At 65.4% G+C, this 13,494-nt stretch carries 13 protein-coding genes and 1 tRNA gene; 7 read left to right on the forward strand and 7 right to left on the reverse strand.

Features of this window, described 5'->3' with window-relative positions; translation table 11 throughout:
- Positions 1–2: 2 nt before the first annotated feature.
- The 3 genes from ACE5CZ_RS05405 to aspS all read left to right on the forward strand — a co-directional run bounded on the left by ACE5CZ_RS05405 (position 3) and on the right by aspS (position 2,704).
- Positions 3–84, forward strand: a tRNA-Leu gene (locus ACE5CZ_RS05405).
- Positions 85–195: 111 nt separating this feature from the next.
- The gene (locus tag ACE5CZ_RS05410) at positions 196–918 is read left to right on the forward strand and encodes a DedA family protein (RefSeq protein WP_374946315.1); all 723 of its coding nucleotides are present in this window, start codon (positions 196–198) and stop codon (positions 916–918) included.
- Between the two features lie 13 nt (positions 919–931).
- Positions 932–2,704 (forward strand): aspartate--tRNA ligase, encoded by a 1,773-nt coding sequence (aspS, locus tag ACE5CZ_RS05415; protein ID WP_374946316.1) that lies wholly within the window; start codon positions 932–934, stop codon positions 2,702–2,704.
- Positions 2,705–2,727: 23 nt separating this feature from the next.
- On the opposite strand, the gene ACE5CZ_RS05420 is transcribed toward aspS, so the two are convergent.
- Genes ACE5CZ_RS05420 through murI form a run of 4 tightly spaced genes read right to left on the reverse strand, consistent with a single transcriptional unit; the run spans position 2,728 to position 5,905 of the window.
- The gene (locus tag ACE5CZ_RS05420) at positions 2,728–3,663 is read right to left on the reverse strand and encodes a cation diffusion facilitator family transporter (protein ID WP_374946317.1); all 936 of its coding nucleotides are present in this window, start codon (positions 3,661–3,663) and stop codon (positions 2,728–2,730) included.
- A 48-nt stretch (positions 3,664–3,711) separates the two neighbouring features.
- A complete protein-coding gene (gene rdgB / locus ACE5CZ_RS05425) occupies positions 3,712–4,326 on the reverse strand; it encodes an RdgB/HAM1 family non-canonical purine NTP pyrophosphatase (RefSeq protein ID WP_374946318.1) in 615 nt (204 codons plus the stop codon).
- Entirely contained in the window at positions 4,323–5,063 is a 741-nt protein-coding gene (gene rph / locus ACE5CZ_RS05430) for a ribonuclease PH (protein ID WP_374946319.1), read from the reverse strand. Before rph ends, rdgB begins: the two co-directional genes overlap by 4 nt.
- A gap of 17 nt (positions 5,064–5,080) precedes the next feature.
- Positions 5,081–5,905 (reverse strand): glutamate racemase, encoded by an 825-nt coding sequence (murI, locus tag ACE5CZ_RS05435; RefSeq protein ID WP_374946320.1) that lies wholly within the window; start codon positions 5,903–5,905, stop codon positions 5,081–5,083.
- 44 nt (positions 5,906–5,949) lie between these two features.
- Here murI and ACE5CZ_RS05440 point away from each other — a divergent pair, with 44 nt between their 5' ends.
- Complete coding sequence (locus ACE5CZ_RS05440; RefSeq protein WP_374946321.1) at positions 5,950–7,251, forward strand: nicotinate phosphoribosyltransferase; 1,302 nt, start codon at positions 5,950–5,952, stop codon at positions 7,249–7,251.
- A 13-nt stretch (positions 7,252–7,264) separates the two neighbouring features.
- On the opposite strand, the gene ACE5CZ_RS05445 is transcribed toward ACE5CZ_RS05440, so the two are convergent.
- The 3 genes from ACE5CZ_RS05445 to ACE5CZ_RS05455 form a co-directional block, all read right to left on the reverse strand.
- Complete coding sequence (locus tag ACE5CZ_RS05445; RefSeq protein WP_374946322.1) at positions 7,265–7,570, reverse strand: DUF3039 domain-containing protein; 306 nt, start codon at positions 7,568–7,570, stop codon at positions 7,265–7,267.
- 73 nt (positions 7,571–7,643) lie between these two features.
- Entirely contained in the window at positions 7,644–9,215 is a 1,572-nt protein-coding gene (locus tag ACE5CZ_RS05450; RefSeq protein WP_374946323.1) for a hypothetical protein, read from the reverse strand.
- Positions 9,191–10,447: an ABC transporter ATP-binding protein gene (locus ACE5CZ_RS05455; protein ID WP_374946324.1), complete on the reverse strand. Its 1,257-nt coding sequence runs from the start codon at positions 10,445–10,447 to the stop codon at positions 9,191–9,193. Before ACE5CZ_RS05455 ends, ACE5CZ_RS05450 begins: the two co-directional genes overlap by 25 nt.
- Positions 10,448–11,073: 626 nt before the next feature.
- Here ACE5CZ_RS05455 and ACE5CZ_RS05460 point away from each other — a divergent pair.
- The 3 genes from ACE5CZ_RS05460 (at position 11,074) to ACE5CZ_RS05470 (ending at position 13,471) form a co-directional block, all read left to right on the forward strand.
- Entirely contained in the window at positions 11,074–11,766 is a 693-nt protein-coding gene (locus tag ACE5CZ_RS05460) for an NTP transferase domain-containing protein (protein WP_374946325.1), read from the forward strand.
- Between the two features lie 113 nt (positions 11,767–11,879).
- Positions 11,880–12,707: an ABC transporter permease gene (locus ACE5CZ_RS05465; RefSeq protein WP_374946328.1), complete on the forward strand. Its 828-nt coding sequence runs from the start codon at positions 11,880–11,882 to the stop codon at positions 12,705–12,707.
- Positions 12,707–13,471 (forward strand): ABC transporter ATP-binding protein, encoded by a 765-nt coding sequence (locus ACE5CZ_RS05470; RefSeq protein ID WP_374946326.1) that lies wholly within the window; start codon positions 12,707–12,709, stop codon positions 13,469–13,471. Before ACE5CZ_RS05465 ends, ACE5CZ_RS05470 begins: the two co-directional genes overlap by 1 nt.
- The last annotated feature ends 23 nt before the right edge of the window (positions 13,472–13,494 follow it).

Here is a 13,494-nt window from a genome sequence, read left to right on the forward strand (position 1 = left end):
CTGCGGGAGTGGTGGAATTGGTAGACACGCAGGATTTAGGTTCCTGTGCTTTCGAGCGTGAGGGTTCAAGTCCCTTCTCCCGTACTCCTCGTTCGTCCGCGTCGCTCCGCGGCCCGCGGGGGTACTCTTGATGCACACAGACACTTGTCCGCCGCCGACCGGCCTCGACCTGACCCGCCGACGACTGGAGCCCACTTGACACACGCCGCACTCATCCCCTGGCTCGATCCGGAGACGCTCATCGCGGGCTTCGGCCCCCTGGCCCTCGTGGGCGTGTGCCTCATCATCTTCGCCGAGACGGGCCTGCTGATCGGCTTCCTGTTTCCCGGCGACACGCTGCTCGTCATCACGGGCCTCCTCACCTTCGCGGGAACGATCAAGATCGACATCTGGTGGGTGTGCCTCGCCGTCGGATTCGCGGCGTTCCTCGGCGGCGAGGTCGGATACCTCATCGGGCATCGCTTCGGGCCGCGCATCTTCGAACGCAAAGAGTCCGGCATCTTCAGCATCAAGAACGTCGAGCGCACCAACGCGTTCTTCGCCAAGTACGGCGCCTTCGCCGTCATCCTGGCTCGCTTCGTGCCCATCGTGCGCACCTTCGCGCCGATCGCCGCGGGCGTCGGACACATGAACTACCGCAAGTACTCCCTGTACAACCTGATCGGCGCGGTCATCTGGGGCGCCGGCGTCACATACGGAGGCTTCGTTCTCGGATACATTCCTCCCGTCGCAGACTTCGTCAAGGAGTACATCGACGTCATCCTGCTCGCCGCGGTCGCGGCGACGCTCATCCCCACGATCTGGCACTACGTGCAGTCGACGATGAAGGCTCGAAAGGCCAATGCTGCGGGGACCGACCAGTCCAGCGCAGACACGGCGCTCGATCCCGACGTCTTCGACCGCAAGCCGGAGGCCTAGGAAGCACGCACCTATGTACAGAACCAACTACGCGTCCTCGCTCACCCGCCAGGACGTGGGCCTCGAAGTCATGCTCTCCGGGTGGGTCGCACGCATCCGCGACCACGGCGGCGTGGCGTTTCTTGACCTCCGCGACTCCTCCGGCATCGCCCAGGTCACGTTTCGAGACGAGCTTGTGGCCACGGCCGAGAGCCTGCGAGTGGAGTCCGTGGTGACGGTCAGAGGAATCGTTCGCGAGCGCCCCGCCGGCAACATCAACAGCAGCATCGCATCCGGCGAGGTCGAGGTCGAGGCGACGAGCCTCGAGGTGCTGGCCGCCAGCGACGTCCTCCCCTTTCAGCTCGACGACGAACCGGGTGAAGAAACACGCCTCGCGTACCGCTACCTCGACCTGCGTCGGGAGAGCGCCGCGTACCCGCTCAAGCTCCGCTCGAAGGTGTCGGCCGCCGTGCGTTCGGTCCTCGTCGACGAGGACTTCGTCGAAGTCGAGACTCCGACCCTCACCCGCTCGACGCCCGAGGGAGCACGGGACTTCCTGGTGCCGGCACGACTGAAGCCCGGCACGTTCTACGCCCTGCCGCAGAGCCCTCAGCTGTTCAAGCAGCTCCTGATGGTCGGCGGCTTCGAGAAGTACTTCCAGATCGCCCGCTGCTACCGCGACGAAGACTTTCGCGCCGACCGTCAGCCCGAGTTCACCCAGCTCGACGTCGAGATGAGCTTCGTCGACCAAGACGAGGTGATCGCGCTCGCCGAGAAGGTGCTTCGAGCAATGTGGCGCACGATCGACGTCGAGCTCCCTTCAACGCTTCCTCGCATGACCTACGCCGAGGCGATGCGTCGTTTCGGCTCCGACAAGCCCGACCTGCGTTTCGCGCTCGAACTCGTCGAATTCACCGACTACTTCGCTGAGAGCGATTTCGCCATCTTCCAGGCGCCCTACGTGGGTGCGGTCGTCATGCCCGGTGGCGCCGGCCAGGCGCGTCGCGCCCTCGACGCGTGGCAGGAATGGGCGAAGCAACGCGGAGCAAAGGGCCTGGCGTATGTGCTCGTCGGGGAAGACGGCGAACTCCGTGGCCCCGTCGCCAAGAACCTCTCCCAAGAAGAGCGCGCAGGACTCGTGGCGCACGCCGGAGCACAGCCCGGCGACTGCATCTTCTTCGCGGCCGGCGCCGTGAAAGCATCCCGCGGTCTTCTCGGCGCGCTTCGCGGCGAGATCGCAGCCCGCCAGGGGCTCATAGATCCGAGCGCCTGGGCGTTCACCTGGGTGGTCGACGCACCGCTGTTCGAACCCGCCGGTGACGCGGTCGCGAGCGGCGACGTGGCGATCGGTGCCGGCGCCTGGACCGCGGTTCACCACGCGTTCACCTCCCCCAAGCCCGAGTTCATCGACACGTTCGACTCCGACCCCGAATCGGCCCTGTCGTACGCCTATGACATCGTCTGCAACGGCAACGAGATCGGGGGCGGCAGCATCCGCATTCACACGCGTGAACTGCAGGAGCGCGTCTTCGCCGTCATGGGCATCAGCCCCGAAGAGGCGCAGGAGAAGTTCGGCTTCCTGCTGCAGGCATTCGCGTTCGGAGCCCCGCCCCATGGCGGATTCGCCATGGGCTTCGACCGGGTGGTCTCGCTCCTGGCCGCGACCGACTCTATCCGCGACGTCATCGCGTTTCCCAAGTCGGGTGGCGGCAACGACCCGCTCACGGGTGCGCCCGCTGAACTCGAGACCGTTCAGCAGGTCGAGCTCTATCGCACGCTCGGGGTGCAGACGCTGCCCCAGAAGTAGCATCGGGGCGAGTACGCCTGCGCTCATGGATGCAGGTGTTCCTCATGCTCGGCGTGCTCGGCGGGTTCCAACTGGAATGTCGAGTGCTCCACGTCGAAGTGCGCAGACAGGCAGCTCGAGAGTTGATCGAGCAACCTGCCCGATTCTCCGCGTTCGAACACCGACTGATTCACTACGACGTGAGCCGAGAAGACGTTCTTGCCCGTCGTGACCGCCCAGACATGCACGTCGTGCACGTCGACGACGCCGTCTTTCGCGAGGATATGACTGCGGATCTGCGCGACGTCGGTCTCGACCGGCGTCTGCTGCAGCAGCACCCGGATGACGTCGCGCAGCAACGCGACGGCGCGCGGAATGATCATGGCCGCGATCACGAGCGAGGCGATTGCGTCGGCGGGAGCGAATCCTGTCGTCAGGATCACGATCGAGGCGACGATGACCGTCACAGACCCGACCAGGTCGCCGAACACCTCGAGGTACGCCCCGCGCATGTTCAGCGACGTGCTCGCTCCGCCTCGCAGGAGCATCAGTGCGCCGAAGTTGGCGACCAGACCGATCACTGCGACGACCAGCAGCGGCACCGGGCTGATCTCGAAGTCGTGCGGCGTGACGAGTCGCGGGATCGCCTCGACGGCGACGAAGACCGCGACACCGATCAACAGGAGGCCGTTGAACAGGGCGGCGAAGACCTCGGCCCGCTGGAAACCGAAGCTGTGCCGCTCGGTGGCGGGCCTGGCCGCAATGACGGTTGCGACGAGCGCCACGACCAGCCCGATGAGGTCGGATGCCATGTGCCCCGCGTCGGCGAAGAGCGCCAGCGAGCGCGTGGCCACCGCGCCGACGACCTCGACGAGCAGTACCGTCGCGACGATGGCGATCGCCCATCCGAGGCGGGTGCGGTTCGTCGTGGCCGAGGCGTGGTCGTGCGAGGCGTGCGAGTGTGTGTCGGTGCCAGCCATCGTTCCTCCAGCGTAGGCATCCCGCGAGCCATACGCCTAGCGCCTCCGCTAGTTGGAAATGACGCTCATTCTCAACACGGGGATCAGCTCCCGAAATGCCCTGCTGCGATGGCTGTCGGCGTTCTTCTGCTCGGCCGACAATTCGGCCGCAGAGACGTCGGATCCGTCGGGCACGAAGATCGGGTCGTAACCGAAGCCGTTCTCGCCGCGCGGCGCATCCGCGATTCGGCCACGCCACTCGCCGACGGCCAGATGCTCGCTCGCCGCACGATCGACCTGCTCGGGCACCACGACAGCGATCGTGCACGAGTACCATGCGGTGCGATGCGGGTCGCGGATGTCGGCGAGCTGGTCGAGCAGCAGATCGAGGTTGGCCTGGGCCTCGCGACCGTGGCCCGCCCATCGGGCGGAGAATATTCCGGGGGCTCCGCCCAGCACGCCGACGCAGACGCCGGAGTCGTCGGCCAGGGCGGGCAGGCCTGTATGCGCGGCCGCGGCACGAGCCTTGAGCAGAGCGTTGTCGGCAAAGGACACGCCGTCCTCGATGGGCTCCGGGCCGTCGTAGGCGACGATCTCGAGTTCGGGGATCTCGGTGGCCAGAATCGCCTGGAACTCGTCGACCTTGTGCGCGTTGTGCGTCGCCAGAACGACGCGGATGCTCATTCGCCCGATCCGAGGACCGTCGCCTGAATCCGGGCGAGCTCCGCCGTGCCCGCCAGGGCGAGATCGAGCAGCGCGTCGAGCTCGGCGCGATCGAACGGTGCACCCTCCGCCGTGCCCTGCACCTCGACGAACAGCCCGCGTCCCGTGACCACGACGTTCATGTCGGTCTCGGCGCGCACATCTTCGACGTAGGCGAGGTCGAGCATGGGCTCGCCGTCGATGATGCCGACCGACACGGCCGAAAGGCTGTCGATGAGCGGCTGCGACTTCTGGCCGATGAACTTCTTGGTGCGGGCCCACTCGATCGCGTCGACCAGGGCGACGTAGGCCCCCGTGATGGCCGCCGTGCGCGTGCCGCCGTCTGCCTGCAGCACATCGCAGTCGATCACGATCGTGTTCTCGCCGAGGGCCTTCATATCGACGACGGCGCGAAGACTGCGGCCGATCAAGCGGGAGATCTCGTGGGTGCGACCGCCGATCTTGCCTTTTACCGCCTCCCTGTCCATGCGGTCGTTCGTCGAGCGGGGAAGCATCGAATATTCGGCCGTGACCCAGCCCTGGCCCTTGCCCTGCTTCCAGCGCGGAACGCCGTTGGTGAAAGAGGCGGTGCAGAGCACGCGAGTCTTGCCGAACGAGATGAGCGCAGACCCCTCGGCCTGGTCGCTCCAGCCGCGCTCGATGGTGACGGGGCGCAACTGCTGTGCGCTACGGCCGTCTTTGCGGATCTCTTCAGACATGGTGGGTCTCCAGTGGTTCAGCGGATGGGGGAAAGTGGGATGACGCCGGTCTCGACCAGTTCGACGGTCGACACCTGTCGGCCGAGCATGAGGTCGGCCAGGCGCATGAATTCGCCGGCGTCGTCTGCGGTCGCCTCGTACCGGTGCACGGGCGGGGTTGCCGAGGTACGCTCGATGCCTCGGTTGACGAGCTCGCGGAACACGTCGTTCGCCGTCTCCGTGTCGCTCGAAACGAGGCGCACGCCGTCTCCCATCACGTAGGAGATGGCGCCTTTCAAAAACGGGTAGTGCGTGCATCCCAGAACGAGCGTGTCGATGTCGTGTTCACGCAGCGGTGCCAGGTAGCGCTCGGCCACCGCGAACAGTTCGCGGCTCGTCGTGTCGCCCGCCTCGACGAACTCCACGAAGCGCGGGCAGGCCTGGGTGAACAGCTCGAGGTGGGGCGCTGCGGCGAACGCGTCGTTGTACGCCCTCGACCGGATGGTTCCCTCGGTTCCGATCACACCGACTCGGAGGTTTCTCGTCGACGACACGGCCGCGCGGACGGCCGGCTGGATGACCTCGACGACGGGAACGGAATAGCGTTCCCGCGCATCACGCAGCATGGCGGCGGAAGCGGTATTGCACGCGATGACGAGCATCTTGACATCCTGGGCCACGAGGGTGTCGAGCGCCTCGAGGGCGAATTTCCTGACCTCGGCGAGGGGACGCGGTCCATACGGCGAACGGGCCGTGTCTCCGATGTAGGTGATGGACTCCCGGGGCAGCTGGTCGCGAATGGATCGGGCCACGGACAAGCCGCCGACGCCGGAGTCGAAGACTCCGATCGGCGCATCACTCACCCCCCAAGACTACTGCGCGTGAGGGCCGCGGATATGCTTGCCGAGTGACCGCCGCCTCCTCGCTTCTCACCGACCGTTACGAACTCACGATGCTCGATGCGGCCATCCAGGCCGGCACGCACGAGCGGCAATGCGTTTTCGAGGCATTCGCTCGCCGACTGCCGCAGGGCCGGCGCTACGGAATCGTGGCGGGCACCGGCCGCCTGCTCGAACTCATAAAGGCCTTCCGGTTCGGGGATGCAGAACTCGACTGGCTCGCGCAAAAAGGCGTCGTTCGCACGGCGGCCCTCGACTGGTTGGCCGACTACCGCTTCCGCGGAACCATCTCGGGGTACAGGGAGGGCGAGGTCTACTTTCCCAACTCCCCCATCCTCGTCGTCGATTCGACGTTCGCCGAGGGAGTCATCCTCGAGACGCTCATTCTGAGCGTTCTCAACTACGATTCCTCGGTGGCCAGCGCGGCGTCGCGCATGGTCTCGGCCGCAGCGGGTCGTCCTCTCGCCGAGATGGGATCGCGACGCACCGGGGAGTGGTCCGCCGTCGCGGCGGCGCGAGCCGCCTACATCGCCGGCTTCGTCGCGACGTCGAATCTCGAGGCGGGCCGCAGTTGGGGTATTCCGACGATGGGCACCGCGGCCCATTCGTTCACGCTCCTCCATGACAGCGAGGAGGCGGCCTTCAAGGCGCAGGTCGATGCGCTGGGCCCATCGACGACACTCCTCGTCGACACCTTCGACGTGCACCGGGGCGTCGAGCTGGCCGTACGCGTCGCCGGCCCCGAGCTGGGAGCTGTGCGACTCGACTCGGGTGACCTGCCGTCGCTGGTCACAGCGGTGCGCAGTCAACTCGATTCGCTCGGCAATCCCGACACCAAGATCACGGTCACCAACGACCTCGACGAGTACACCATCGCCGCACTGGCCGCGTCTCCCGTCGACTCCTACGGCGTCGGAACGTCGGTCGTCACCGGCTCGGGGTCTCCGGCCGCCGGCATGGTCTACAAACTGGTGGCCCACAAGAATTCCGAAGATGAGTGGGTCTCCGTCGCCAAGAAATCTGCTGAGAAGGCGACGGTCGGTGGGCGCAAGCATCCTGTCCGCAGAATGAACGCCTCGGGCCGCGCGACGACCGAGGCCATCCACGTGGGCGAGTCGTCCGAGTCGGCCGAGCGCGGTCGTGCCCTCCTCGTGACCCTCATCGACCAGGGAACCGTCGACCCGCAGTACGTCGGCCCCGGAGGCGTGGAACTCGCGCGTGTGCACCGGGCTGATTCCATCGCCGAGCTCCCCGACCAGGCCTTCCGACTCGGCCGAGGAGAGCCGATCATCCCCACGCTCTACGTGTGATCGGCTCGAACCGTCACTCGGGCTTGAGTCCCTCGTAGATCCGCTTGCAGTCGGGGCACACCGGAAACTTCTCGGGGTCTCGGCCGGGCAGCCACTTCTTGCCGCAGAGCGCCTTGACCGGCTTGCCGGTCATAGCCGATTCGAGAATCTGCTCTTTCTTCACGTAGTGCGAGAACCGCTCGTGGTCACCCGGTTCGATCTGCTCCTGTTCGAGCAGCTCCTCGAGTTCGCGATCGAGGGTCGACGTGCCACCCCCCTCACGCGGCGCGCCGGGTTCGGCGATACTTGCGGTCGGACGGGCTGCGAAAACAGAACTCATGCATCCAGTCTAATTTCACCCGGCACCGCACCGACCCTGCATCAACTCGGTGCGTCCACGCCGGGTCGTGCGGTCAGTTGCGCAAGGCGGCGGCCAGGATGTCTGGGCCGCGGCGGTCGAAGACGGCGCCCCCGACGACCGTGCCGACGATGAGCACGACTACTCCGGCACCGGCGCCCCACCACAGCGACGGCCAATAGGCAGAATCGTCGCCGAGAAGGCCGAGGATGGCGTAGGAGGCCGACGGTGCCGCTACGAGAGCCGTCAGCAACACGAATCCGATCTGCACGACGAAGCCTGTACCTCCCCCGACCTGCGGTTGCGAGAACGGCCCATCGCCCGGGCGCACCGCCGGATACGGGAATAGGGACGACAGGAGGTTTCCGACACCGAGCCCGGCAAGCAGAAGCACGGTGCTGACGCCGAGAAGGGCCGGCAGCGTCGCGAAGTCATCGACGAAGAACGCGGCTGCGACCGATCCGACCGCGATGAGGGGTACCCCCATTGCGAGTACCGGAACGACGCGGCCGAATCGGTCGGCGAACCCGACGCGGCTGGCCGACACATGCATCCATACGGCCGAATTGTCGAGAGCCACGTCGTTGTGCACCGAGAATGCCAAGGTCGCGCAGAGCGCGGGCACTGTGAGCAGCACGAGGTAAGTGAGCGGAATGCCGGCGATGACGAACGCCAAGAACACGACGACGAGGAATCCGAAGACGCCGATGACCGGAACCGGGTAGCGCGCATCCCGTGCCCAGTAGGTGAAGCTGCGTGCCGCGACGGCGCCCGTTCGTGTGGATGGTGTTCGCGCGAACCAGCCGAGGTGCGCGTGCTCCCGCTCGGGTGCGTCGCGCTCTGCGGTGACGAGCACCCGTGCGACCAGCGCTCTCCACGAGAACCAGAGCACAGCGATGAACGCGAGGCTGATCGCGAATTTGATCGTGACCTCGCCGCCAGAAACTCCTGTGGCGGCATCGGCCGGCAGCGCCCAGGCTGCACCGAGCGGGCTCCACGCCAGAGCGTCGGCTGCGGCGTGGGCTAGACCCGACCCGCCTCGACTGACGTTGACGCTGACCCAGAGGACGATGGCCGGAGAGGCCAGCACAAGCACGAGTACCGCAAGAAGCGCGGCCGTCTCCCGCGATCGTCGCGTGGCGAGACCGATAGCGGCAAGCAGCGACGTAACCCGGGATGCGAGCACGACCGTGGCTAGTGCGAGGAGTGCTGCGAGAATCGCGAGCAGTATGGTGCCCGCGTTCTGCGACCAGACGGGCACCGTGAACGCCGCCGCGACGATCGTGAGCAGCACGGGCACACTGATCGCGCCGGCGATGGCCAGGCCCCGGGCGAGCGTCGCCGCGGGAATACCGAAGAGCGCGAACCGTCGAGGGTCGAGAGAATCGGGAACCGACGAGACGAGCGGTCCGACGATGAAGGCCAGAACCACGAGCGAGCCGCCGAGAATGACCGCCGTACGCGCATCGTCGGAGCCAGGGGCCAATGACGAAAGACCCGTGATGCAGAAGAACGTGAGTGCCACACCGATGACCGCAGCCACGACGACGCCGACGTTCTGCTGTGCAGTGCGGTCGAAGGTGTTGCCGAGAATCCTCAACCTCAGTGTGACGAATTCAGCAACCATTCCATGCCTTCCGCTGCCTTGCGCCCGCCGGCGAGCTCGACGAAGCGGTCTTCCAGCGTGCCGTCGCGCCTGACCTCGTCGACCGTGCCCTGGGCCAACACCTGCCCCTGCACGATGATGGCGACGCCGTCGCACACTCGCTGGATCATGTCCATGCTGTGGCTCGACAAGACGACTGTTCCACCGGTCTCGACGTACTTCTGAAGAATCTCGATCACATTCGCCGCAGACACGGGATCGACGGACTCGAACGGTTCGTCGAGGATCAGAATGCGGGGGGAATGGATCATGGCGGCGGCGAGGGCGATCTTCTTCGTCATGCCCGCGGAATAGTCGGTGACGAGACGGCCGAGCGCGTCTTCAAGGCCGAACGCGGCCGCGAGGTCGTCGCTGCGCTCACGCACGGACGCGTTGTCGAGGCCCCGAAGCGTTCCCGCGTAGTAGAGCAATTGCCGTCCGGTTAGACGGTCGAACAGACGAAGGCGATCGGGAAGAACGCCGATGATCTTCTTAGCCTCGGACGGATTCGCCCATACGTCGACCCCGTTTATCGAGATCGTGCCGGAGTCGGGGCGCAGGAGCCCGGTGACCATCGAGAGAGTCGTCGTCTTGCCGGCACCGTTTGGTCCGACGATTCCGTAGAACGATCCCTGCCGGACCTCGAGGTCGATGCCGTCGACGGCGGTGGTGCTGCCGAACCTCTTGACGAGTCGATCGATAGAGAGCACGACGGGCTGCTGCGCGCGCAAGGCGGCACGCTCGGCGGCTTCGGCCGCGGCCAGCGCCGCTGCCTTCTTCTGTGCAGCGGTGAGCCTGACGGGCTTGGCCACCGGCTTCGTGACGGGCGCGCTGATCGGCGCGGTCGCGGGGTCGAGAACGATGGGGGCATCGGATGCCGAGGGGGCTGCCTTGGCGCGCGGCGCGGCGGGCTTGCGCGGTGCGCGCGGCGCCGAAGGGACCCGTGCCGTCGAGGACGACGCCCGAGGAGTCGCCGATGTTCGGGCACGGGGAGAACGCGGCGCAGCGGGCCGGGACTTCGTGGCGGATTCAGCCACCGCGACGATTTCGATCTCGTCGGTCGACGCGGGCGGGTTGGTGGTCTGCACGACGTCGTTCTCAACCCCGCCCTCGGCGGGGCCATCAACCATCGCATGCCGGGCCGATGCGTCTTCGGCAGCTACGTCGCCTTCCACCGCGTTGTCGGCCATGTCGGTCGAAGACTGGAGCGTCACGTCGTCCTCTTTGCTGGGTGCGCCGACCGGGTCGACGCGTAATTCGGCAGGCTTCACCGGTGGGGCTGGGGTGCGCGGCTTCGCCGTGCGCGACGGGCGGACCGTCGTGGTGGGCCGCACCGCACCCGCTGAACGAGGTGTCGACGTTCTCGCGGGCTGAGACTTCTTTGTTGGCTTCGTTGTTGTAGAGGGTCTGGCGTTTTGCGGCTCTGCCTTGCGGACGCTGGTCGCGGATTCTGTTGCGGGGGTACGGAATTCCTCGTTCAACTCGTCGCTGCCTGCTCCCCCGGTGGCGGAAATACCTGACTCTGAACTCATCGAACTTAAGGTATCAGCCGCGACCGACACTCGCATGCCCGATCGACATACAGTGACGCACCGACGGTCCCGATATTTCGCTGTCCGACGCGATCTCGCTCCCCGAGAAGAAGCTGACGGTTATATCACGAACACGAAACGATGGTACAGCTCCGCGTGACCCGAAACGGGGGGCACGATACAGTGAACTGCGACATAACGGAGTGTCCAGCGCCTCGCACTTGGCCTAACGGTTCCTGAATTCTCGTCTCCAATGCAGATGCGCGATCTTGTCCTGAAGCACTTTCGCACCATCAAGGAGATTCATCATGACCACCCAGGTAGTCATCCTCGCCGCAGGAATGGGCAGCCGACTCGGCCGAACCCTCCCGAAGCCCCTCACTGAACTGGCCGACGGCCGCACGATCATGGGCCAGCAGTTCGACAACATCCACCACGCATTCGGTAACAACGCCAAAGTCACGATCGTCGTCGGGTACAAGCTCGAGCACATCATCGAGGCGTTTCCCCAAGCATCCTTCGTCTACAACGAGCAGTACGACCAGACGAACACGTCCAAAAGCCTCATGCGCGCCCTTCAGGCCTCGAGCGCCGGTGGGGTTCTGTGGATGAACGGCGACGTGGTGTTCGATCCCACTGTGCTCGACCGCGCCGCCGCAATGATCGCGCGCGACCAGTCGTTCGTCACCGTCAATACCTCGAAGGTCTCCGACGAAGAGGTCAAGTACACAACGAGCGCCGAGGGCTACATCAAGGAGCTGTCCAAGACCGTCAAGCACGGCCTGGGCGAGGCCGTCGGCATCAACTACATCTCGGCCGCCGACAAGGCGACGCTGCTTCGCCAGCTGAAGGCCGTCGGCGACCAGGACTACTTCGAGCGAGGTATCGAGCTCGCGATCGAGCAGAACCGTCTTCTCATCGAGCCCGTCGACATCTCTGATCTCTACGCCGTCGAGGTCGACTTCGCCGAAGACCTGGAGCGCGCCAACCTCTTCGTGTAGAGCGCTGCAGGTCACCGTCGAGTGACACTGTGCTCGCGTCATGCCCCTTCATTCCGATCCTGATCGGCGTGAGGGGGCATGATTCGTCTGCGGGATAGAGTGAAGCGTTGTTCATCGACAGAAATGAGTACCGGCACGTGACGACGACGCTCAGCGAGGTGCGACCGAATCAACGCACCGCGTTCGCGCGCTATCGGAACGCCCTGTGGCTGTTGACGAGGCGCGACCTGCGCGTGCGCTACTCGACGTCGGCCCTCGGGTACGTCTGGTCGATCCTCGACCCGTTGGTCATGGCCCTCATCTACTGGTTCGTCTTCACCCAGGTCTTCCAGAAGTCCGTGGGAGAAGACCCCTACATCGTCTTTCTCCTGGCTGCGCTGCTGCCATGGATGTGGTTCAACGGCACCACCGCAGACGCGACCCGTGCGTTTTTGCGCGAGGCGAAGCTCATCCGATCGACGAAGATTCCTCGCACGATCTGGGTGAATCGGCTGGTGCTCTCGAAGGGCATCGAGTTTCTGGCCAGCCTGCCGGTGCTCGCCGTCTTCGCCGTCGTCGCCGGCGCGACGCTGCACATCGAGGTGTTCTTCTTTCCCGTGGCGATCCTCATCCAGGCGGTCCTCACAGTGGGCGCCGGCTTGATCGTAGCGCCGCTGGTCGTCTTTTTTCGTGACCTGGAGCGCGCGGTCAAGCTCGCACTCCGCGCCCTGTTCTACGCGTCACCCATCATCTACAGCACGGCGGATCTGCCGCCGCAACTGCACGTGTTCGCCGCATTCAATCCTCTCAGCGGAATCTTCTCGCTCTACCGCTCGGCATTCTTTCCCGAGCAACTCGACTGGTATCTCGTGACGGTGAGCGCGGCGATGTCCGTGCTGCTGTTTCTGGTCGGAATCCTCGTTTTCCGACGAACCGAACGCGCCGTTTTGAAAGAGATCTGATGAACGAGTCCCCCGTCATCACCGTCGCCGGAGCCGGCATCCGGTTCAAGCGCAACCGCCGCTCGCGGCGCAACTTCAAAGATCTCTTCGCGGGTCGACTGCGGCGTTCGCGGCCCGACGAGTTCTGGGCGTTGCGTAACGTGAGTTTCACCGTGCGCCCGGGCGAGGCGATCGGAGTCGTCGGGCGAAACGGCCAGGGCAAGTCGACCCTGCTCAAGCTCGTGGCCGAGGTCGTCCTTCCTGACGAGGGATCCGTGCGGGTAAGTGAGGGCGTCGCGCCCCTGATCGAAATCACGGGAGGGTTCGTCGACGACCTGTCGGTGCGCGACAACGTCTACCTCACAGCAGGCCTGCACGGCATGACGAAGCCGCAGATCGACGAGCGCTTCGGCCGCATCATCGAATTCGCTGAGATCGGCGACTTTCTCGACACACCCTACAAGCACCTCTCCAGCGGCATGAAAGTGCGCATCGCCTTCTCGGTCATCTCGCAACTCGAAGAACCCATCATTCTGGTCGACGAGGTGCTCGCGGTGGGCGACAAGGCTTTTCGAGAGAAGTGCTACCGGCGCATCGAAGAACTGCTCGCCGGAGGGCGAACGCTGTTCTTCGTCTCTCACAACGAGAAAGACCTGCGGCGTTTCTGCACCCGCGGGCTTTATCTCGACAAGGGTTCGTTGGTTCTGGATGCTCCGGTGGCCGAAGTTCTCGCACGGTATGCGACCGACTACCCCGTGGCCGCAGCCCCGAAACCGCGCACCTAGAAGTCGAACCCGCCTCCGAAGTC

This window comes from Agreia sp. (genome assembly GCF_964263775.1).
GTDB lineage: Bacteria > Actinomycetota > Actinomycetes > Actinomycetales > Microbacteriaceae > Agreia.